At 67.3% G+C, this 19,110-nt stretch carries 16 protein-coding genes and 1 pseudogene; 6 read left to right on the forward strand and 11 right to left on the reverse strand.

Going from position 1 to position 19,110, the window contains the following annotated elements; genetic code table 11:
- The first annotated feature begins 347 nt into the window (after positions 1–347).
- Positions 348–1,160 (forward strand): alpha/beta fold hydrolase, encoded by an 813-nt coding sequence (locus AC1VNX_RS01055; RefSeq protein ID WP_483155082.1) that lies wholly within the window; start codon positions 348–350, stop codon positions 1,158–1,160.
- A gap of 31 nt (positions 1,161–1,191) precedes the next feature.
- Here the strand turns inward: AC1VNX_RS01055 and AC1VNX_RS01060 are convergent.
- Positions 1,192–1,982 (reverse strand): annotated as a pseudogene (locus AC1VNX_RS01060) (transporter substrate-binding domain-containing protein).
- A gap of 303 nt (positions 1,983–2,285) precedes the next feature.
- On the opposite strand from AC1VNX_RS01060, the gene AC1VNX_RS01065 reads away from it, so the two are divergent.
- The gene (locus AC1VNX_RS01065) at positions 2,286–2,507 is read left to right on the forward strand and encodes a hypothetical protein (RefSeq protein WP_483155083.1); all 222 of its coding nucleotides are present in this window, start codon (positions 2,286–2,288) and stop codon (positions 2,505–2,507) included.
- An 18-nt stretch (positions 2,508–2,525) separates the two neighbouring features.
- On the opposite strand, the gene AC1VNX_RS01070 is transcribed toward AC1VNX_RS01065, so the two are convergent.
- On the reverse strand, positions 2,526–4,013 hold the full coding sequence (locus AC1VNX_RS01070) for an FAD-dependent monooxygenase (protein ID WP_483155084.1): 1,488 nt from the start codon (positions 4,011–4,013) through the stop codon (positions 2,526–2,528).
- A complete protein-coding gene (locus tag AC1VNX_RS01075) occupies positions 4,010–4,165 on the reverse strand; it encodes a hypothetical protein (protein WP_483155085.1) in 156 nt (51 codons plus the stop codon). Before AC1VNX_RS01075 ends, AC1VNX_RS01070 begins: the two co-directional genes overlap by 4 nt.
- A 78-nt stretch (positions 4,166–4,243) precedes the next feature.
- Between AC1VNX_RS01075 and AC1VNX_RS01080 the strand changes: the two genes are divergently transcribed.
- Entirely contained in the window at positions 4,244–7,261 is a 3,018-nt protein-coding gene (locus AC1VNX_RS01080) for a PAS domain-containing protein (protein ID WP_483155086.1), read from the forward strand.
- A gap of 100 nt (positions 7,262–7,361) precedes the next feature.
- Here AC1VNX_RS01080 and AC1VNX_RS01085 read toward each other — a convergent pair whose 3' ends face one another.
- The 5 genes from AC1VNX_RS01085 to AC1VNX_RS01105 form a co-directional block, all read right to left on the reverse strand.
- A complete protein-coding gene (locus tag AC1VNX_RS01085) occupies positions 7,362–8,048 on the reverse strand; it encodes a GntR family transcriptional regulator (RefSeq protein WP_483155087.1) in 687 nt (228 codons plus the stop codon).
- 72 nt (positions 8,049–8,120) lie between these two features.
- Positions 8,121–9,575: a dihydropyrimidinase gene (gene hydA, locus AC1VNX_RS01090; protein WP_483155088.1), complete on the reverse strand. Its 1,455-nt coding sequence runs from the start codon at positions 9,573–9,575 to the stop codon at positions 8,121–8,123.
- A 16-nt stretch (positions 9,576–9,591) separates the two neighbouring features.
- Positions 9,592–10,314: an amino acid ABC transporter permease gene (locus AC1VNX_RS01095; protein ID WP_483155089.1), complete on the reverse strand. Its 723-nt coding sequence runs from the start codon at positions 10,312–10,314 to the stop codon at positions 9,592–9,594.
- Positions 10,315–10,365: 51 nt separating this feature from the next.
- On the reverse strand, positions 10,366–11,199 hold the full coding sequence (locus tag AC1VNX_RS01100) for an ABC transporter substrate-binding protein (RefSeq protein WP_483155090.1): 834 nt from the start codon (positions 11,197–11,199) through the stop codon (positions 10,366–10,368).
- Positions 11,200–11,269: 70 nt separating this feature from the next.
- Positions 11,270–12,166: a dihydrodipicolinate synthase family protein gene (locus AC1VNX_RS01105; RefSeq protein ID WP_301504725.1), complete on the reverse strand. Its 897-nt coding sequence runs from the start codon at positions 12,164–12,166 to the stop codon at positions 11,270–11,272.
- A 108-nt stretch (positions 12,167–12,274) separates the two neighbouring features.
- Here AC1VNX_RS01105 and AC1VNX_RS01110 point away from each other — a divergent pair, with 108 nt between their 5' ends.
- Genes AC1VNX_RS01110 through AC1VNX_RS01120 form a run of 3 tightly spaced genes read left to right on the forward strand, consistent with a single transcriptional unit; the run spans position 12,275 to position 17,249 of the window.
- Positions 12,275–15,223 carry an FAD-dependent oxidoreductase gene (locus AC1VNX_RS01110; RefSeq protein WP_483155091.1) on the forward strand — a complete coding sequence of 983 codons (2,949 nt, stop codon included), beginning with the start codon at positions 12,275–12,277 and terminating at the stop codon, positions 15,221–15,223.
- A 5-nt stretch (positions 15,224–15,228) separates the two neighbouring features.
- Positions 15,229–16,476 (forward strand): M20/M25/M40 family metallo-hydrolase, encoded by a 1,248-nt coding sequence (locus tag AC1VNX_RS01115; RefSeq protein WP_483155092.1) that lies wholly within the window; start codon positions 15,229–15,231, stop codon positions 16,474–16,476.
- A gap of 38 nt (positions 16,477–16,514) precedes the next feature.
- Complete coding sequence (locus tag AC1VNX_RS01120; protein ID WP_483155093.1) at positions 16,515–17,249, forward strand: amino acid ABC transporter ATP-binding protein; 735 nt, start codon at positions 16,515–16,517, stop codon at positions 17,247–17,249.
- A gap of 187 nt (positions 17,250–17,436) precedes the next feature.
- Here AC1VNX_RS01120 and AC1VNX_RS01125 read toward each other — a convergent pair whose 3' ends face one another.
- From AC1VNX_RS01125 to AC1VNX_RS01135, 3 genes are all read right to left on the reverse strand, one after another.
- On the reverse strand, positions 17,437–17,646 hold the full coding sequence (locus tag AC1VNX_RS01125; protein WP_483155094.1) for an antitoxin VbhA family protein: 210 nt from the start codon (positions 17,644–17,646) through the stop codon (positions 17,437–17,439).
- Positions 17,646–17,903 (reverse strand): AbrB/MazE/SpoVT family DNA-binding domain-containing protein, encoded by a 258-nt coding sequence (locus AC1VNX_RS01130; protein ID WP_483155095.1) that lies wholly within the window; start codon positions 17,901–17,903, stop codon positions 17,646–17,648. Before AC1VNX_RS01130 ends, AC1VNX_RS01125 begins: the two co-directional genes overlap by 1 nt.
- A gap of 464 nt (positions 17,904–18,367) precedes the next feature.
- On the reverse strand, positions 18,368–18,898 hold the full coding sequence (locus AC1VNX_RS01135; RefSeq protein ID WP_483155096.1) for a helix-turn-helix domain-containing protein: 531 nt from the start codon (positions 18,896–18,898) through the stop codon (positions 18,368–18,370).
- Positions 18,899–19,110 lie beyond the last annotated feature (212 nt).

Genomic DNA, 19,110 nt, shown 5'->3' on the forward strand with positions numbered 1-19,110 from the left:
GGTGTGGGCCTCTTGCGGCCGGCCGGGCCGCGGAATGCGTGGGCGCGGGTGGAGCCCGCCGTTGTCTTTTTTCTCTCCCCGTCTTCGGGCGCACTCGTGCGCGAATGCCATTGGAACTCCGCCGATCGCGAGATGGGCGCTGTGGCCGTTGGCTGGTGTTAGGCGTTGCTAGGCGCGGGCGTGCTGCCGCGGTTTCGGACCGGCCGCGTGAAAAGTAATGTCACTGCCCGCCCGCCGGACACAGAGGCATACAGACCGGGCCGGACTTCCTTCGCATCGCCCATAGATTTAGCGCCGTCGGCACAGGCCGATCCTGTTTCCCTCAGTTCAATCAAGGAAGAATCGTCATGAAGAAGTTCTCTCGCCGCCTCGCCGCGACCCTGATGGCCCATGCACTCGGGCTGGCCACGCTGGCGCCCCTGCACTCGTTCGCGCAGCCGGCGGATGCCGCGCCATCCGCCAAGCCCACGATCGTGCTCGTGCACGGCGCCTTCGCCGATTCCTCCAGCTGGGATGGCGTGGTGCAGCGTCTCGAGGCGCGGCACTATTCCGTGATCTCCGCCGCGAACCCCCTGCGCGGACCTGCGTTCGACGCGGCCTACGTCGCCAGCGTCGTCGATGCGGTCAAGGGGCCGGTGGTGCTGGTCGGGCACTCGTACGGCGGCTCAGTGATCTCGTCGGCCGCCAACGGCAAGCCGAACGTGAAGGCGCTGGTCTACGTGGCGGCCTTCGCGCCCGAGGCGGGCGAAACGGCGCTCGGCCTCACGGGCAAGTTCCCGGGCAGCACGCTCGGCCCGACGCTGGCACCGGCGGTGCCGCTCGCCGATGGCGGCAAGGACCTGTACATCCGGCAGGACAAGTTTCCCGCGCAGTTCGCGGCCGACGTTCCGCTGGCCAGGGCACGCCTGATGGCCGTGGGCCAGCGGCCTATCGCCGAGGCGGCGCTGAACGAGGCGGCGCAGGCTGCGGCATGGAAGTCGGTGCCGTCATGGTTCGTGTACGGCGATCGCGACAAGAACATTCCGCCGGCTGCGCTGGCCTTCATGGCGCAGCGCGCCAACGCGCAGAAGACGGTGGTGGTCAAGGGCGCCTCGCACGTCGTGATGACCTCCCAGCCCGAGGCGGTCACCAGGGTGATCGTCGAGGCGGCCGGGCATTGAGCATCGGCTTGGCGCTCCCGGGGTCGGGGATCTACTGCGGCAGCTCCCCGGCCGGGCGCTCCAGCCACTTCATGGACAACCGGTCGAGCTCGCCGCTCTTTTTCGCTTCTTCGATGATGGCGTTGACCTTCTGCCGCAACGCGTCTTCGCCCTTGGCCACGCCGATGTAGTTGGGGCTCTCCTTGAGCAGCAGCTTGTAGGTGGTGCCCAGCGCGGGGTTGCTGGCCATGATGGTGTTCGCGACGGAAGCGCCCGTGGCGATCAGTTGCGTCTGCCCGGAAACGAAGGCCGACACGGTACGGGTGTTGTCGTCGAAGCGGCGGATGTCGGTGCCGGCGGGCGCGACCTTGTTGAGCTCCTGGTCCTCGACCGAGCCGCGCGTGACCGCGATCGATTTGCCGGACAGGTCGGCGAAGCTCCTGACGTTGAGGTTCTTCGCGCCGAAGATGGCCTGGTAGAACGGCGAGTACGCTGCGGTGAAGTCGATCTGCTTTTCCCGGTCCGGGTTCTTGCCCAGGGTGGCGATGACCAGCGCGGCCTTCTTCTTCTGCAGGGTCGGAATGCGGTTGGCGCTGGTCACGGGGATCAGGTCGACCTCCACGCCGAGCTTGGCGCCGATGTAGTTGGCCATGTCGATGTCCAGGCCATGCATCTTGAAGTCGCGGTCCATCGCGCCGTAGGGCGGGAAATCGGGGGAACCGCGATCGCGATCTTCTTGTTCTTCAGGATGGTGTCCAGCGCGCTTTGCGCATGAACCGCACCGGTTGCCATGAGACCGCCGAGCGCGAGTCCGAGAACGAATTTCAATCTGCCTAGTTTCATGATGCCTGAACGATGACGAGTGGTTGTGGGTTTGATTTCAAGCGCACGGCCAACCGCCTGGCCGGGCCAGTCCCCAGCCGCACGAATCGTGCCACTGGTATACAAGGCTCGTGCACGCATTCAGAAGGCAAACGTCGTGCGCAAGCCGCGAACCAGCCCTGATTCAGGGATCGAAGCCCCATATTGGGGACGCCCCGCATCCCATGTTCCGGCGATGAAGAGATGCGGTAAATCCTTAGGCTCAGGGCAGCACGGGCACGTTGCTTTCGATGTGGCCCTCAGACCCTTATCACCATCCGAACCATGATCGAGACAGAGATGCTGCCCGACGAAGAGCTGGGCGCTCAGGCCCTGGAATGGCGCCGGCGCGCGCTGCAAGGCGACCTGCACGCCCGCGGCATCGCCCATCGGCTGGAGGCCGAGTTGCGCCGTCGCGCCGGCGTCCACCTCCCTGACTACGACACGCTGGATTTGCGGTCGCTGGAGCATCGGCGGGGAAAGCGGCCCTGGTGGAGGCCCTGGTGAAGGTGCCTCTAGCCTCTCTCAGGCGCCGAACCACCTGTTCATTGCCTGATGGAGGCCATCCGAGGCGCCATCGCCCACCCATGCCACGTAGCCATCGGGCCTGATCAGCACCGCGGTCGGCGCGGTGACCGACCCCAGCGCGGGCAGCTCCCATGGACCGTCGCATCTGCCGTGAACCAGCTTGACGCGGCCGGACCACGGCGAGACGTCGAAGCGGCCCGGCGCGCCGAGATCCAGCAGCACCGGCCGCGCATCCCGCAGCAGCGCAAACACGCGCACTGGGCCGTCGGCGGTGACCACGTCGAGGTCCGGCATGCGGCGACCGAGCAATGGATGCCCCTCGCCCAGGTCGTAGCGGATGCCGAGCCCCGACATCTCGGCCGCGATCCGTTTGCGAGGCTCCTCCATGCCGAGGAGCTCCATGACGATTTCGCGCAGGGCCTCGGTGCGATCGTCCGTGCGCTGCAGCGCGACCTGCGCCATGGTCGTGCGCAGCACGCGAGCCGCCACCGGGTGCCGCTCGGCGTGATAGGTGTCGAGCAAGCTTTCAGGCGAGACGCCCTTGATCACTTGCGCGAGCTTCCAGCCCAGATTCACTGCGTCCTGCACGCCCGTGTTCAGGCCTTGTCCGCCCACCGGGGAATGCACATGCGCGGCGTCGCCGGCGAGGAATACCCGGCCGCTGCGGTAAGCCGCGGCCTGGCGCGACATGTCGGTGAACCGCGAGATCCAGTTCAGGCGGCGGATTCCATAGTCGGTGCCGCAGGCCTCGACGAGCAATTCCCTGAGCTCGTCCAGCGTGGGTTCGCTCGCGGCGCCCGCGGTCTTCTCGGTCACCATCACGCCGACCGGACCTTCCTTGGCGAAGATGATCTTGCCGTCGCGGATCTCGTACTGCTCCCTGCTGAAGGCATGCACGCCGCGCGCGGTGCGATGGATGCCCAGCGGCGGCTCCTCGGCCATCTCGACTTCGGCGAGGATGCTGCTGGTCGTCGCGTCCCATCCGGGGAACTCGATGCCCGCAGTCTTGCGGACGAGGCTGCGGCCGCCATCGCAGCCGACCAGATAGCTCGCGCGCAGGGTCGCGCCATCGGACAGCTCGATGGTCACGCCCGCGTCGTCCTGCACGAAACCTTTCAGCTCACGGCCGCGATGGATCGGCACCGCGAGTTCGCCGATCCACTCGGCGAGGATGCGTTCGATGTGCTTCTGCCTCAGCGCCAGCCCGTAGTTGTGCCGGGTCGGAAAGTCGCTGATGTCGAGGCGCGTGACCGCGAACCCCGTGACCTGCGCCACCTGCCCTTCCGAGAGGAACCGGTCCACGATCCCGCGCTGATCGAGCACCTCCAGCGTGCGCGAACTCAGGCCACCGGCACGCGAACCGGCAAGCTCCTGGTTCGGTCGGCGCTCGACGATGGCGACATCGACACCTGCCAGCGCCAACTCGCCCGCCAGGACGAGGCCCGTCGGACCTGCTCCGACAATCGCTACCGCATGTTCCGTCATCCGTGAATCCATTCGTCTTCATTCGCAGGAGAGATCGCGGCGGCAGCCACCTTCAGCATGACGATGACTTTCGCATCGGGCATTCGCGCCTGACCTGACTCATTGTCCGTTGCTTGCGATGGGGCCATCGCGTCCCTGATGCCGTCAGGCATGCAGCCATGGAAAAGAAGGCCCGTTGCTATCATCGAATCATGCAGTCACGGCCACCCCGTGGTGGCGGAGGAAAGCGAGTGCGGCTCAAGCTGAGAACGAAGACAGCACTGCTGATCACGTCACTGGTACTCGTGCTGGTCGGCGTGACGGGTGGGTGGCAATACCGCAGCCTGTCCAGCGAGTACGTCAATCTGATGCGCGAGCAGCAGCAGGCGCTGACCGACGGCGCCGCGGCCGATCTCGACTACAAGCTCGGCATCCATCTGGCGGCCCTGGCGCGCGCGGCCCGGGAACTCGGTGTGCATGGCTTCTCGGACCCTGCGGCGCAGCAGCGCTTTCTCAGGGACCAGGACCTGCGCACGATGTTCGACAACGCCGCGCTGGCCACGCCGGACGGCGCCATCGTGGCGATCAATCCGCCCGCGGCCCGGCCTTCGAGCGTTGCCGACCGCGACTACTTCCGCCGCGTGCGCGACACGGGCAAGCCCGCGATCTCGGCGCCCTTGCTCACCAGGAGCGCGCGGCAGCCGGCGGTCATCATGGCCGTGCCCGTCGACGCAGCGGACGGCCGCCTCGCCGGCGTGCTGGGCGCGGCGCTGAACCTGCAGCGCGCCAACGTGCTCGGCGATCTCAGCCATGCCACCGTCGGCCGGGGCGGCTACTACGTGATCGTCACGCGCGGCCCGTCCCCGCAGATCGTCATGCACCCCGATGCGCGCCTGCTGCTCGAGCCCGCGAGCGCCCTCGCCTCCGGCGACGGCATCGGCACCGACATGGCCACGCATGCCGCCATCCCCAGTGCCGGCTGGGAGCTGCGCCTGATCGTGCCGGCCGGCATCGCCTATGCGCCGCTGGAACAGGCCCGGCGAAACCTGCTGCTGCAGCTGCTCTGGCTGGGTCTGGGCTGCGCGCTCCTGGTCTGGCTGGGAACCACATGGCTGATGCGCCCCCTGGAGGCGCTGAGCAACGCGATCCGCACCCTGCGCGGTTCGCCGGACAGCCAGGTGAAGCTCGACGTCGTCGCCAACGACGAGCGAGGAGACCTGGCGCGCGAGTTCGACGCGCTGATGGCCGAGCTGCGAGAGCAGCGCCTGGGGATCGCGGCGGTCACCGATGCCTCGCCGGTGGGCCTCTTCCGCTGCGACAGCGACGGTCGCATGACCTACGTGAACGACGAGTACCTGGCGATCCACGGTCTCGCACGCAAGGACGCGCCGGCGGGCTGGCTCACGCTGGTGCGCGAGGAAATCCGCGAGACGGTTCGCGAGGAGTGGGTGCGCCTCGTCAACTCGACCACGCCGCTGGCGGCCACGCGCCGGCTCCATCGCAAGGACGGCACCCGGGTGCTGGTGGCGCTGAAGAGCCGGCCCGTGCTCGCCGCCGACGGCCGCGTGCTCGGCCATGTGGGCACGGTGACCGACATCACCGAGCGCACCCGGGCCGAGCGGGCCCTTCGCACGCTGACCGCCATCTTCGACATGACGACCGACTACATCGTCCAGCTGGATGCGAAGGGGCGGCTCATCTACATGAACCCGGCCGCGCGCCTGCGCACGGGCCTGGCGCTCGACGCGCCGATCGAGCAGTTCAGCGTGGCCGACTTCAATCCGCCGGAGACCATGGAAAGGCTCGGCACCGAGATCGTGCCCACCGCCGTGCGCACGGGCATCTGGGTGGGCGAGTCGATGGTGTGGGACGCCAGGCGCCAGGCGTTCCCGGCGAGCCACATGGTGATCGCGCATCGGGACAAGCACGGCAAGGTGGAGTACTTCTCCGGCCTGATGCGCGACATCTCGGCGGCCAAGGCCGCCGAGCGGGCGCTGCGCGACAGCGAGCATCGCCTGCGCATGGTGACGGACCACCTGCCGGCGCTGATCTCCTACCTGGACCGCGACCTGCGGTTCCGGTTCGTCAACAAGGCCCACCAGGACTGGTTCGGCATCCCGACCGAACAGCTGCTGGGCATGGGCCTGTGGAAGTTCTACGGCGAGGAAGCGTGGGCCGAGATGGAGCCGCACCTGCGCGCGGCGCTGGCCGGGCGCCAGGTCACCTACGAGCGCCGGTTGAAGACGCCCGGCGGGCGCCGCGATGTCCAGGCCACGGTGGTGCCGGAGCGCGACGAGCACGGCGAGGTGATCGGCCTCTACACGCTGGACAGCGACATCACCGCGCACCACGAGGCGGAAGAAGCCCTCCAGGAGAGCGAGGCGCGCCTGCGCACGGTGGCCGATGCGCTGCCGATGCGCGTGGCCTACATCGATGCGGACGAGCGCTACCGCTTCAACAACCTGGCCTACGAGCGCGGCTTCGGGCTCTCTCGCGAGCAGATCCAGGGGCACACCGTGCAGGAGCTCCTGGGAGAGCCCGACTACCAGGCCCTGCGGCCGCACATCCGCGCGGCACTGGCCGGCGAGACCGTCACCTTCCAGAGCGAAGTCGCCAGGAGCGACAGCTACTACTGCTACGAGGCCCAGTACATCCCCCAGCCCGCGGTGAACGACGAGACCATCGTCGGCTTCCATGCCGTGATCACCGACATCACGCGGCAGAAGCTGGAAGAAAAGCGCCTCGTGAATCTTGCGCAGGTCGATCCCCTGACCGGTCTCGCCAATCGCGCGGGCTTCGAGGCGCGCCTGGCCGAAGCGATGGAGCGCGCCCGTGGTGCCGGCGCGCTGATGGCGCTGATGTACCTGGACATCGACGGATTCAAGAAGATCAACGACCAGTTCGGGCATCAGGTGGGCGACGAACTGCTGCGCGGCTTCGCGGGCAGGCTGTCGCAGGCGTTGCGCTCCGGCGATATCCGCGCGCGCCTGGGCGGCGACGAGTTCACGGTGATCATGGAAGGCCTGCCCGGTACGGATGCCGCGATTTCGGTGGCCTCCGAGCTGATCGAGGCCATGCAGGTGCCGTTCGCTCTGGAGGAGCGCACGATCCTCGTCAGGACGAGCATCGGCGTGGCCTTCTACCAGGGCGGCGATGCAACCGCTGCCGCGCTCGTCAGGCAGGCCGACGAGATGCTCTACCAGGCCAAGGGAGCAGGTCGCAACAACTTCCAGGTGGCGCCGCGTCCGATCGGAGGACAGCAGCCTTGAAAGACATGAGCATGGCGCATCCGTTGGTTTTCTCCAGGCGCACGGTGCTGGCCGCCGCGCGCAGGCTGAGCGTTGTCGTCCGTCGGCTCGCCGCCGTCTGCTACTCGATCAGCGCGCGCTTCACGTCTTCCTGCAGGCTGCGCAGGTGATCGCGCATGGCCGTGCGTGCGCGTTCGGCGTCGCGCGCGCGCAGCGCGCGGATGATCTCGCCGTGCTCGTCGTGGTTCTCCGAATGCCTGTGCAGCGGGCTGTGCAGGCGGAAGAGCCGTGCATTGACGCGAAGCTCCTCCACCAGCCGGGGGAAGACGACGTTGCCGCTGGCCCTGGCGATCAGCAGGTGAAAGCGGTCGTCGAAGTGCCAGTGCTCGGTCTCGCTGTGCTCGCCGCCGCCCAGCGTCGCGATGTCGGCCTCCAGCGCGTCGATCTCCGCGTCGGTGATCTTGCCCACCGCCAGTGCGATGGCCTCGCACTCGATGACCTCGCGCGCGCGCATGCAGTCGAAGTATTCCTTGGTGCCCAGCGCGCGCACGGCGTAGGAGCGCGCATCGCGCCGCACCAGCAGCCCCTCGCCCGCCAGCCGTACCAGCGCTTCGCGCATGGGCGTGCGCGAGATGCGCAGGTCTTCCGCCAGCCGTGCCTCCTGCAGCGGGCTGCCGGCCGAGATCTGGCGATCGAGGATGAGGGTGCGCAGCCGGTCGTAGGCCTGTTCGGCCAGGCTGGCGGAGCGCACCTCTAGGGGGGCGATCGTGATGGTGGCGGGCTGCGTGGGGCTGGGAAGGCTGGGCATGCGAGGATGGGCGAAAGCCACGAGGGCGGGTGAGCTTAGCAGGGCCGGCCAGGCGCGCTCAGGGCCATTCTTTCAGAGCCATTTGTCCAGCGGATTGCCGTCGTTGGGCGCGCGCGGCCGCAGGCACGGAAGGAACTGGCCGGAGCCAGGTTCGGCCTGGAACACGCCGTCCTGCCACACGACGCGCCCGCGCGAGACGGTCAGGCCGGGCCAGGCGCGCAGGCGCATGCCCTCGTAGGGGGTGTAGTCGGCGTCGTGGTGGAGCATGTCGTTGGACAGCAGCTTCTCCTGGCCCTCGGGGAACATGTCCCACACCACGAAGTCGGCGTCGCTGCCCACGGCGATGGTGCCCTTGCGCGGGTACAGGCCGTACAGGCGCGCCGGGTTCGTGGCGGTGAGCTCCACGAAGCGGTGGATGTCGATGCGCCCCTTGAGCACGCCTTCGCTCATGAGCAGCGGCAGGCGCGTTTCCACGCCGGGAATGCCGTTGGGGATGCGGTCGAAGGAGGCGTCGTCGCCGGCCACGCGCTTGCCGTCGCTGCCGTTCATGTTGAAGGGCGCATGGTCGGAAGAGACGATGGTGAAGAGCCCGCTCGACAGCCCGTTCCAGATGAACTGCTGGTTCGCCTTGTCGCGCGGCGGAGGGCTGCAGATGCAGCGCGCGCCGTGCATCGGGTCGTCGGGGTCGATGCCCAGGTCCTCGGCGCTCAGGAACAGGTACTGCGGGCAGGTCTCGGCGTGGATGGGCAGCCCGCGTCCGCGCGCCCAGTGGATCTGTTCGACGGCCTCGCGGCCCGAGACGTGGACGATCAGGATGGGCGTGTCGACCAGTTCGGCCAGCGCGATGGCGCGGTGCGTGGCCTCGCGCTCCACCGCCATCGGCCGCGAGCTGGAGTGGTAGCGCGGCGCGGTGAGGCCCGCGTCGAGCAGCTGCTCGGTGAGCCACGCGATGCAGTCGCTGTTCTCGGCGTGGATCATCGTCATCGCGCCGTGGCGGCGCGCGGTGGCGAGCACCTCGATGATCTGGCGGTCGTCCAGCTTCAGGTCGTCGTAGGTCATGTAGATCTTGAAGGAGGTGTAGCCCTTCTCGATCAAGGCGGGCAGCTCGCGCTGCGTCACGTCGCGCGTGGCGTCGGCCACGATGAGGTGGAAGGCGTAGTCGATCACCGCCTTGCCCTCGGCGCGGCGGTGGTAGTCGTCGACGGCCTCCTGCACGCTGCGGCCCTTCTGCTGCGCGGCGAAGGGCAGAACCGTGGTGGTGCCGCCGCAGGCCGCCGAGCGGGTGCCGGAGAGGAAGTCGTCGGCGAAGCGCGAGCCGTCGCTGGTGGGCTGGTCGAAGTGGCAGTGGCCGTCGACGCCGCCGGGCGTGACCAGCCGGCCGCGCGCGTCGATCTCGCGCGCGGCGCTGGCGTCGAGCCTCTGCGCGATGGCGCAGATGCGCCCGTCGCGCACGCCGATGTCGGCGCTGTAGCGGTCGCCGGCGGTGGCGATGTCTGCGTTGCGCAGGATCAGGTCGTAGGTGCTCATTGGGCTTTCGTCCTCTCTAGCGCTGCTCGAGCGCAGGCTCCGCAGGCACCACCGGCGCCGCGGCAGCATTGCCGTAGGCGCGGCCGTAGTGGCGCTCGATGCGGCGCTGGATGAAGTCCCAGGCGGTGGTCATGAGCAGGTAGTAGATGGCGGCAACGATGAAGAGCTCGAGCACCATGAACTTCTCCTGGATCAGCACCTGGGTGCGGCGCAGCAGCTCCTCCATCGAGATCACCGAGGTGATCGATGTGGTCTTGAGCAGGCCGTTGATGCTGTTGCCCAGCGTGGGCACGATCAGGCGCATGGCCTGCGGCAGCACGATGTAGCGCATGGTCTGCGCGCTGCTGAAGCCCACGGCGCGCGCGGCGTTGGTCTGCCCGGCGGGAATCGACTGGATGCCGCCGCGCACGATCTCGGCGAGGTAGGCCGCCTCGTTGAGGATCAGGCCCAGCAGCGCCGACTCGATCACCGAGAGCTTCAGCCCCAGCTGCGGCAGCCCCGTGAAGATGATGATGAGCTGCACCAGCAGCGGCGTGCCGCGGAACACCCAGATGTAGAAGTGCGCCGGCGCCGACAGCCAGCGGTGGCTGGACAGGCGGGCCAGGGCCAGCGCGCAGCCCACCACCAGCCCGCCCGCGATCGCCGCGAGCGTGAGCCACAGCGTGGTCACCGCGCCGCTGAGGATGTACGGATTGAACAGGTAGTCGAAGAAGCCCGACCAGCTCCAGCCTTGTCCCATGGAAGTTTCCTTCGCTTGCTTGCTCTATGGCGATGCGGAGGCGGCGCGCCGTCAGCTCGCCGGGCCCTTGACCGTCACGGCGCCGTCGGCGGCCTTCACGCCGTACTGGTCGAACAGCTTCTGGAAGCTGCCGTCGGCCTTCATGTCGTTCATGACCTTGGCCATCGCGGCGGCCAGGTCCTTGTTGCGCGCGGCCAGTGCGACCGGCGTGGGGAACAGGCCGTGCAGCACGCGCTCGAAGTCGCCGCGCTTCTGGTATTCGGCGCCGGTCGAGTCGATGGACAGGGCCACCTCGACCTGCCCGGCGCGCAGCGCCTGGAAGGCCATCGCGAAGTTCTCGAAGGTGCGGATGGTCATGCCCTTCATGCCCTTGTCGGTGAGCTGCTTGTCGAGCTCGCGCGCCTTGCGCTCCTCGAAGCCGCCGAGCTCCACGCCGATGCTCTTGCCCGAGAGGTCTTCGGGCTTGGCGATCTTCAGCGGGTTGCCCTTGGCGGCGCTGATGCTGATGGCCTGGTCTTCGTAGACCAGCATCTGCATGAGCTTGGCGCGCTCGTCGGTGAAGAAGATGCCGGTGTTGATCACGTCCCAGCGGCCGGCCTGCAGGCCGGGGATCATGGCCGAGAACTCGATGCGCACGTACTCGGGCGTGAGGCACAGGCGCTTGGCGATCTGCTCGCCCAGCTCCACGCGCATGCCCTTGAGCGCGCCGGACTGGTCGACGAACTGCATCGGCGGCAGCGTCGGGTTCACCGACATGGTCAGCGTGCCCTTCTTGACGAGGGCCGAGTCGGGCACGGGCGACTTGCAGGCCTGCTGCGCGTTCGCGGCGCCAGCGCAGGAGATGAAGAGTGCCGTTGCCGACGCGAGAGCGGGGAGCAGTTTCATGGTGTGGTCCTAGAGGAAGAGATCGAGGCGACGAGGTGGGGAAAAGGAGAACGAGGTGCCGGTGGCCGCTTCAGGCGCGGATCGAGTCCAGCAGTTCGAGGCGCGCGAGCTCGCGGCGCAGGTCGGCGGCGTCGGCATCGGGCAGCGGCAGGCGCGGGGCGCGGGGCTTGCCGACGGGCAGGCCCATCATCGACAGGCCGTCCTTGGAGGCGGCGACATAGCGGTGGCCGCCGACCCAGCGCACGATCGGCAGCATCTTCCTGTAGAGCGCGAGCGCGGCGGGCATGTCGCGCTCGTCGGCCACCAGCTCGAACAGGCGCGCCGACATCTTCGGAATGAGGTTGGAGCACACGGCCACCCAGCCTTGCGCGCCGAGCCAGAACGACTCGTAGCCCAGGATGCCGGCGAACACGGTCATGCGGTCGCCGCACAGCTCGATGATGTCGCGCACGCGGGTGACCTCGAGCGTCGACTCCTTGATGTACTTGCAGTTGTCGATGCGCGAGAGGCGCGCCACCAGTTCGGGCTTGAGGTCGACGTTGGCGGTGGCCGGGTTGTTGTAGACCATGATCGGAATGCCGATCGCCTCGCCCACCTTGCGGTAGTGCTCGAACAGCTCGTCGTCGGTGGGCGTGCTGTAGAAGGGCGGAATGATCATGACGCCGTCGGCGCCCATGTTCTCGGCCTCGCGGCTCAGCCGCACGCACTCGTCGGTCCACTCCGCGCCGGTGCCGATCAAGACCGGCACGCGTTTTGCAGCGGTGCTCACGCAGGTTTCGATCACCAGCTGGCGCTCATCGGGCGTCAGCGAGAGGAACTCACCGGTGCTCCCCAGGGGGATCAGCCCGTGGATTCCTTCCTCGATTTGCCAATTGACCAGCTTCTTGAGCGCAGGCACGTCCACGTGCTTGCCGTCGGCAGTCATGGGGGTGATGAGCACCGTATAGGTGCCGCGGAACGCTGTCATGGGCAGTCCTTGGGAAAAATTCGGGCGATTCGGTATATGTATACGTTGAGTATACGTATACAATTTGGCACGTCAACCGTAAGTTGACGTTCTTCCTTCGCACTGACCATGAGCGCCAGACTGACCCACCCTTCCATCACCCCGGCCGGGCGCCCCGTGCGCTTCTGGTACGACGGGCAGCCCGTCGAGGGCCTGGAGGGCGAAACCATCGCGGCGGCGCTGGCGGCCGGCGGCATCAAGGCGATGCGCCACACCCGCGGCGGCGAGCGCCGTGGTCTTTATTGCGGCATGGGCGCGTGCTTCGACTGCCTCGTCACCGTCGACGGGCAATCCAGCCAGCGTGCCTGCCTCACGAAGGTGGCCGATGGCCAGCAGGTGCGTTCGGCACAACCCGCCGGCACGCCCGACGACCCGCTACAGACGCTCACCCCCCAGGCCGGCGCCGAACCCGAGCGCCGGCAGGTCGACGTGCTCGTCGTCGGCGCGGGCCCGGCCGGCCTTTCGGCCGCGCTCGCCGCACGCCGCGCCGGCGCGGACGTGCTGGTGCTCGACGAGCGCCCGCAGTCCGGCGGCCAGTTCTACAAGCCGCTCGCGCCTTCGCACTCGGCGCCCTCCCCGGCCGACCGCCAGTTCGCGCAAGGCCTCGCGCTCGAGCACGATGTCCGCGCCGCCGGTGTCGCCATCGCCCAAGGCGCACAGGTCTGGGCGGCCTTCTCTCCACGCGAAGTCGCCGCGCTCATCGACGGACGAGCTTGTGTCATCAACTGCCGGCAACTCGTCATCGCCCCTGGCGCCTACGAGCGCCCCGTGCCCTTCCCCGGCTGGACCCTCCCCGGCGTGATGACCACCGGCGCCGGCCAGACGCTCGCACGCGCATACCGCGTGGCGCCCGGCCGCCGCGTGGTGATCGCCGGAAACGGACCGCTCAACCTGCAGCTCGCCGCCGAGCTCCTCGCCGGCGGCGCCGAAGTCGTCGCGGTATTGGAATCGGCCCCGCGCCCCTCGCCGAAGCAATGGCGCCATCTGCTGGCCGCGGCGCGCACGGCCCCCGACCTGCTGCTCGACGGCTGGCGCTACCTGCGAAAACTGCGCGCCCACAAGGTGCTCGTGCTGTGGGAACACGCCGTCGTTTCCGCCGAAGGCTCCACCGGATTGCACGCGGTGCAAGTAGCGCAGGTCGACGCCCAGGGCCAGGCCATGCCCACGACGGCACGCCGCCTCGAAGCCGACACGCTCTGCCTCGGCTACGGCTTCATCCCCTCCACCGAACTCGCGCGCATGCTGGGCTGCGAGCACCGCCTCGCGCCCCGCCATCTGGGCTACCTCGCAACCGTCACGCAGGAAGACGGCGCCACCAGCCTGCCCGGCGTGTACGTGGTGGGCGATGGTGCCGACCTCGGCGGCTCCCGCGTCGCGCTCGCGCGCGGCACGCTGGCCGGCACCGCCGTCGCGCGCAACCTCGGCCTGCAGGCTCCCGAGCCCGGCGAGGCGACGGAAAAACTGCACCGTGCCGAATGCTTCCAGCAGGCGCTGTGGTCGATCTACGCACCGCCGCCCGTCAACCTCTCGGCGGTGCCCGACGAAACCCTGCTGTGCCGCTGCGAGGAAATCACCTTCGGCTCGGTGCGTGAGCAGATCCGCGCCGGCAGCGACACGCTGGCCGCGCTCAAGCGCAACACCCGCCTCGGCATGGGCCGCTGCCAGGCGCGTTACTGCGGCGTCACCGCCGGCCGGCTGCTGACCGAAATGACCGGCCGGCCACCGCAGGTCGAGCAGTACTTCGCCCCGCGCCCGCCCGCCAAGCCGGTGCCGGCCGGCGCGCTCGGCTTCGAGAAACCCGAGTGGGGCGGCCACAAGCCCGCCATCACGCCCAATCTCGCGCGGCCGGTGGAACAGGCGCCGTTCGAGACCACGCTGCGCACCGACGTGCTGGTGATCGGCGCAGGCGTGCTCGGCTCCTGCCTCGGCTACTACCTGTCGAAGGCCGGCCAGGACGTGACGGTGGCCGACCGCGACGACATCAACCTGCAGGCCTCGGGCGCCAACGCCGGCAGCCTGCACGTGCAGCTTCTCTCATTCGACTTCGGCGCCAAGGCGCAGGAAGGCGGCGGTCCGGCCGCGGCCACGCTGCCGCTCGGGCCGATGTCGGTGCGCCTGTGGCAGGAGATCGAGGCCGACTGCGGCGAAGACCTCGAGATCAAGATCACCGGCGGCCTCATGGTGGCCGACAGCGAGGCCGGTATGCGTTTTCTCCGAGCCAAGGCCGCGCTGGAGCGCAGCCACGGCATCGACGCGCAGGTGATCGACGGCGCCGAGCTGCGGCGCCTTTCGCCCGCGCTGTCCGAGCAGCTGCTGGGCGCCGAGCTCTGCCCCATGGAAGGCAAGATCAATCCGCTGCGCGCCACCTACGCCGTCGCCCGGCGTGCCCAGCAGCAGGGTGCACGCATGCTGCGCGGCTGCGACGTGCAGTCCATCGAAGCGCTGCCGGGCGAAGGCGGCGGCTTCGTCGTGCGCACATCGCGCGGCAGCATCCACGCAGGGCGCGTCGTGAACGCGAGCGGTGCATGGTCGAGCGCCGTCGGCCGCATGCTGGGCGTGAACATCCCCGTCAAGGGCGCGCCGCTGCAGATGATCGTGACGGAGCCTGCGCCGCCGCTGGTCAACCACCTCGTCGCGCATGCCGACAGGCACCTGAGCCTGAAGCAGGCCGCCAGCGGCGGCCTCATCGTCGGCGGCGGCTGGACGGCCGCATTCAACGAGGACATGCGCCTGAACCGCGCCGAGCGCGAGAGCATCGAAGGCAATCTCTGGGTGGCCGGCCATGTGCTGCCGGCCGTGCGCGGGCTGCACATGGTGCGCTGCTGGGCCGGCATGAACGTGAACATCGACGGCGCGCCCATCCTCGGCGAAGTGCCGGGCCGCCCCGGCTTCTACAACGCCGTGACCTCCAACGGCTACACGCTCGCTCCCATCACCGCGCGGCTGGTCACCGACCTCATCGTGCGCGGCCGCACCGACATCGACATCAGCCCCTTCCTCATCGACCGCTTTCTCTGACCGCCATGACCGATACCACCTCCCCGCGCGACACGCTGCGCGACTTCATCGACGCGCACTTCGACGAACAGGTCCGCACCCTCGCCGAGCTGGTGCGATGCCCTTCCGACAACCCGCCCGGCGATTGCGCCCCGCACGCCGAGCTCACCGCCCGCCTGCTCGAGGCGATGGGCTTCACGGTGGAGCGCCACGAAGTACCCGCCGAATTCGCGGCCGCGCACGGCATGCGCAGCGTGACCAACCTGATCGTGCGCGAACGCTTCGGCGACGGCCCGGTGGTGGCGCTGAACGCGCACGGCGACGTGGTCCCGCCCGGCGCGGGCTGGAGCGTCGACCCCTACGGCGGCGAGGTGCGCGACGGCTGGCTCTATGGGCGCGGCGCCGCCGTGTCGAAGTCGGACTTCACCACCTACGCCTTCGCGATGCGCGCGCTCAAGCAGCTCGCGGCCTCGGGCACGCCGCTGGCCGGCAGCGTCGAGCTGCACCTGACCTACGACGAGGAAACCGGCGGCATGACGGGGCCCGAATGGATACTCTCCAAGGGCCTGAGCCGGCCCGACTTCGTGCTCTCCGCCGCCTTCTCGCACCATGTCGTCGTGGCGCACAACGGCTGCCTGCACCTCGAAGTCGTCGTGCGCGGCACCTCGGCGCATGCCGCGCGGCCCGACACCGGCCACGACGCGATCGAAGCCGCGGCCACCCTGCTGCCCGCGCTCTACCGCTACCGCGACAGCCTCGCCGGCCGCCCCTCGCTCACGCCGGGCATCACCCATCCCACGATGGTGGTGGGCCTGATCGACGGCGGCATCAACACCAACGTGGTGTCCGACGTGCTGACCCTGCGCATCGACCGGCGCATCGTGCCCGAGGAATCGCCCGAAGCCGTCGAGGCCGAACTGCGCGAGGTGATCGAGTCGGCCTGCCGCCCGCTGCCCGGCATCTCGGTGGAAATCCGCCAGATCCTGCTGGCCCGCCCTTTCGCGCCAGCGCCCGGCGCCGACGAGTTCGCCGCGCTGGTGTGCCGCGAGGCCAGCGAAGTCATGGGCAAGCCGGTCACGCCGATCGGCGTGCCGCTGTACACCGATGCGCGTCTCTACAGCGAGGCCGGCATTCCCACCGTGATGTACGGTGCCGGCCCCGAATCGCTGCTCGAAGCCAACGGGCACCGCGCCGACGAGCGCGTTCCGCTGGACGAACTGCGCAAGGCCACGCGCGTGGTCGCCAATACCCTGCACCGGCTGCTGACGCGCTGAACCGGACTGCACCGGAGAAGAAAAGAGGAAGACGCAACATGATCGAAATCAGCCACGTCGACAAGAGTTATGGCGCCTTCCAGGTGCTGACCGACTGCACCACCCAGGTCCGCAAGGGCGAGGTCGTGGTGGTCTGCGGGCCTTCGGGCTCGGGCAAGTCCACCCTCATCAAGTGCGTCAACGCGCTGGAGCCCTTCCAGCGCGGCAGCATCAGCGTCGACGGCGTGTCGGTGGGCGACCCGAAGACCGATCTCAACAAGCTGCGCGCCCGCGTGGGCATGGTGTTCCAGCACTTCGAGCTGTTTCCGCACCTCTCGATCGAGGACAACCTGTCGATCGCGCAGCTCAAGGTGCTCAAGCGCTCCGTCTCCGAAGCCCGCACCGCGTCGATGGCGCTGCTGCAGCGCGTGGGCATGCGCGCCCATGCGCACAAGTTTCCCAGTCAGCTCTCCGGCGGCCAGCAGCAGCGCGTGGCCATCGCCCGCGCGCTGGCGATGAACCCCGTCGCCATGCTGTTCGACGAGCCCACCTCCGCGCTCGACCCCGAGATGGTCAACGAGGTGCTCGACGTGATGGTCGAGCTTGCGCGCGAAGGCATGACGATGATGTGCGTCACCCACGAGATGGGCTTCGCGCGCAAGGTGGCGAATCGCGTGATCTTCATGGACCGCGGCAACATCGTCGAAGACTGCGCGAAGGAGGAGTTCTTCGGCAACCCCGCGGGCCGCTCGGACCGCGCGCGGCAGTTTCTTTCGAAGATCCTGCAGCACTGAGGCAGACACTCCAGCGGAGCGCGGCCCCAGGGCCCGGAAGAATCTGTCGGAAGACACGAAAAGTGAAAAACGCAGCGTTGATTTCAAACGCGTTTTTCAGTTTCCGTGTCGCAACGTTCTCGGAACGCGCCACCATTATTGAAAAAATCCCGCAGTCTCGCCACGAAAAGTGAAAAATTCGTGCAGCTCACGAGTGATCGTCAGGGGCGATTCCGCGCGTGGCTCGCTCAAGGCTGGCGGCAATGGCTTGCTCGTAAGTCATTCGTCCTTCGACGACCGCGTCGCAATCCGCTATGAACTCGGGTGTTGGCGCATGACCCGAGATCCGCGTGTTCGCCAACGCTTGTTCAATCGCAAGCTGCCGAGATAGCGGACCCGGAGCCATAGGTGCGCTCATCAAAATATCTCACGTCCGTAAGGAGCGAACGCCATGGCCTCTCCGCCATGCAAGGTGGGATCGAAGCGCGCCAGGAGTTCTGCTAGGGAGTCCTTCGAACGATCGACTCGCCGAACCATCACACCTCCACGGACCGCTTCAACGGTGATACGCATACCAGCAGCGAGGCCGACCGTCTCAGCAAACGGTGCGGTCAGGCGAATGGCGAGGTCGTCGTCCAGCTGTTCGACGATGCAGTTCATCTGTGCGTGGATCATAGGTTTCATGCTCCTTGAGACATTGTCGACGACCACCCTCACTGCTATCAGCTCCCTAAAGAAACCCTAGGCGCTGTGCACATACCGCGAGTGGATGATGGATCAGCTTGGGCTGGTACACCGACTTCTGGTGCTTACAGTTCTCGAGCGCGGATCGTATTCGCTGGCCAGAAAGACTTGGCGATGCTTTTGCTGATCCGAGTCTTCCTAGGTCAAGTGATCTAAAAACTTCGAACGCAGCAACACGTTCTCGCGATGAAATTCCAGAAAGTGTCGCTGGCCGGTGGAGAGGCTGCCCACGTTTTGGGGGGCGCTTGGGGTCGATCCCCATTCTTACGAGCGATTCGCCGTGCGCGACCGGCGACACGAGCACTTGCTCCCTAGGGTCAGGGATCTGTGGAATTCAACAGCCAGGATCTGTTGTTAATTGTTAATTTCATTTAACTCACTCTCAAGTGTGCGCCTTATCGGAAAAATACGTTGCCATGGGTGCAACTAATTGGCATTTCATTCAGATGAAATACCGATTTCAAGAAGGAGCTGAACATAATCTCCTCCTGTCTGGTTCGTCTCTTGAGACGGCGTACCGGATCACGGGTCGCAACATCACCCCCAGGGCGAAGTTGCAGCACATCTCGTATCACGCGTATCTGCGTAGAGGTCAGCTCGCTGAACTGGTGCCGCAGATCGTTGAGCAGCCAATAAGCTTCTTGCGGCGTGTCGTGGTCGATCACGAGCTTGCGCTGTGATGCCTGAGCCGCTTGGTTGAGCTCTTGCCGATCAGCGTCGGTCAGCCTCAGAACGGATGTCAATCGCTCCACAAACTCAGGTGTCGGAGGTCCCTTGAGGCCGACTTCCAAGGCCGAGATGTAGCTTTGCTCGTACCCGATCAGTTCGGCCAACTCTGACTGGCGGATGCCATGTCGCATTCGCAGGTCATGTAGCAAGTGGGCGAAAGGACTCATGTGACCGAGCTGGTTGCTTCTTACGAACATCAGAATAGATGCATTCTGCAAAGAAGTCAAAAAATCCAATAAAATCAACCACTTACTGATATAAATATATCAGACGCAGCGTTGATTTCGTGGGAGTCAGCAAGCACGCACCGCGTCTTCTCGGACACGCGATGGCGGAGGGTCGAGCCTCTGGTTGCCAAAAAAAGCGGCTGATTGAGCCGCTTTTTTTCACTTTCCGTGTCAGTAGTTTT

The organism is Variovorax sp. TLI9-5A, assembly GCF_056867935.1.

Bases quoted from the DNA above. Each gene is read 5' to 3' on its own strand.
- hydA (WP_483155088.1), bottom strand. From the start codon at position 9,575: ATGAGCACCTACGACCTGATCCTGCGCAACGCAGACATCGCCACCGCC.
- AC1VNX_RS01105 (WP_301504725.1), bottom strand. From the start codon at position 12,166: ATGACAGCGTTCCGCGGCACCTATACGGTGCTCATCACCCCCATGACT.
- AC1VNX_RS01125 (WP_483155094.1), bottom strand. From the start codon at position 17,646: ATGAGCGCACCTATGGCTCCGGGTCCGCTATCTCGGCAGCTTGCGATT.
- AC1VNX_RS01095 (WP_483155089.1), bottom strand. From the start codon at position 10,314: ATGGGACAAGGCTGGAGCTGGTCGGGCTTCTTCGACTACCTGTTCAAT.
- AC1VNX_RS01075 (WP_483155085.1), bottom strand. From the start codon at position 4,165: ATGCCTGACGGCATCAGGGACGCGATGGCCCCATCGCAAGCAACGGAC.
- AC1VNX_RS01120 (WP_483155093.1), top strand. From the start codon at position 16,515: ATGATCGAAATCAGCCACGTCGACAAGAGTTATGGCGCCTTCCAGGTG.
- AC1VNX_RS01100 (WP_483155090.1), bottom strand. From the start codon at position 11,199: ATGAAACTGCTCCCCGCTCTCGCGTCGGCAACGGCACTCTTCATCTCC.
- AC1VNX_RS01085 (WP_483155087.1), bottom strand. From the start codon at position 8,048: ATGCCCAGCCTTCCCAGCCCCACGCAGCCCGCCACCATCACGATCGCC.
- AC1VNX_RS01055 (WP_483155082.1), top strand. From the start codon at position 348: ATGAAGAAGTTCTCTCGCCGCCTCGCCGCGACCCTGATGGCCCATGCA.
- AC1VNX_RS01135 (WP_483155096.1), bottom strand. From the start codon at position 18,898: ATGTTCGTAAGAAGCAACCAGCTCGGTCACATGAGTCCTTTCGCCCAC.
- AC1VNX_RS01110 (WP_483155091.1), top strand. From the start codon at position 12,275: ATGAGCGCCAGACTGACCCACCCTTCCATCACCCCGGCCGGGCGCCCC.
- AC1VNX_RS01130 (WP_483155095.1), bottom strand. From the start codon at position 17,903: ATGATCCACGCACAGATGAACTGCATCGTCGAACAGCTGGACGACGAC.
- AC1VNX_RS01070 (WP_483155084.1), bottom strand. From the start codon at position 4,013: ATGACGGAACATGCGGTAGCGATTGTCGGAGCAGGTCCGACGGGCCTC.
- AC1VNX_RS01065 (WP_483155083.1), top strand. From the start codon at position 2,286: ATGATCGAGACAGAGATGCTGCCCGACGAAGAGCTGGGCGCTCAGGCC.
- AC1VNX_RS01115 (WP_483155092.1), top strand. From the start codon at position 15,229: ATGACCGATACCACCTCCCCGCGCGACACGCTGCGCGACTTCATCGAC.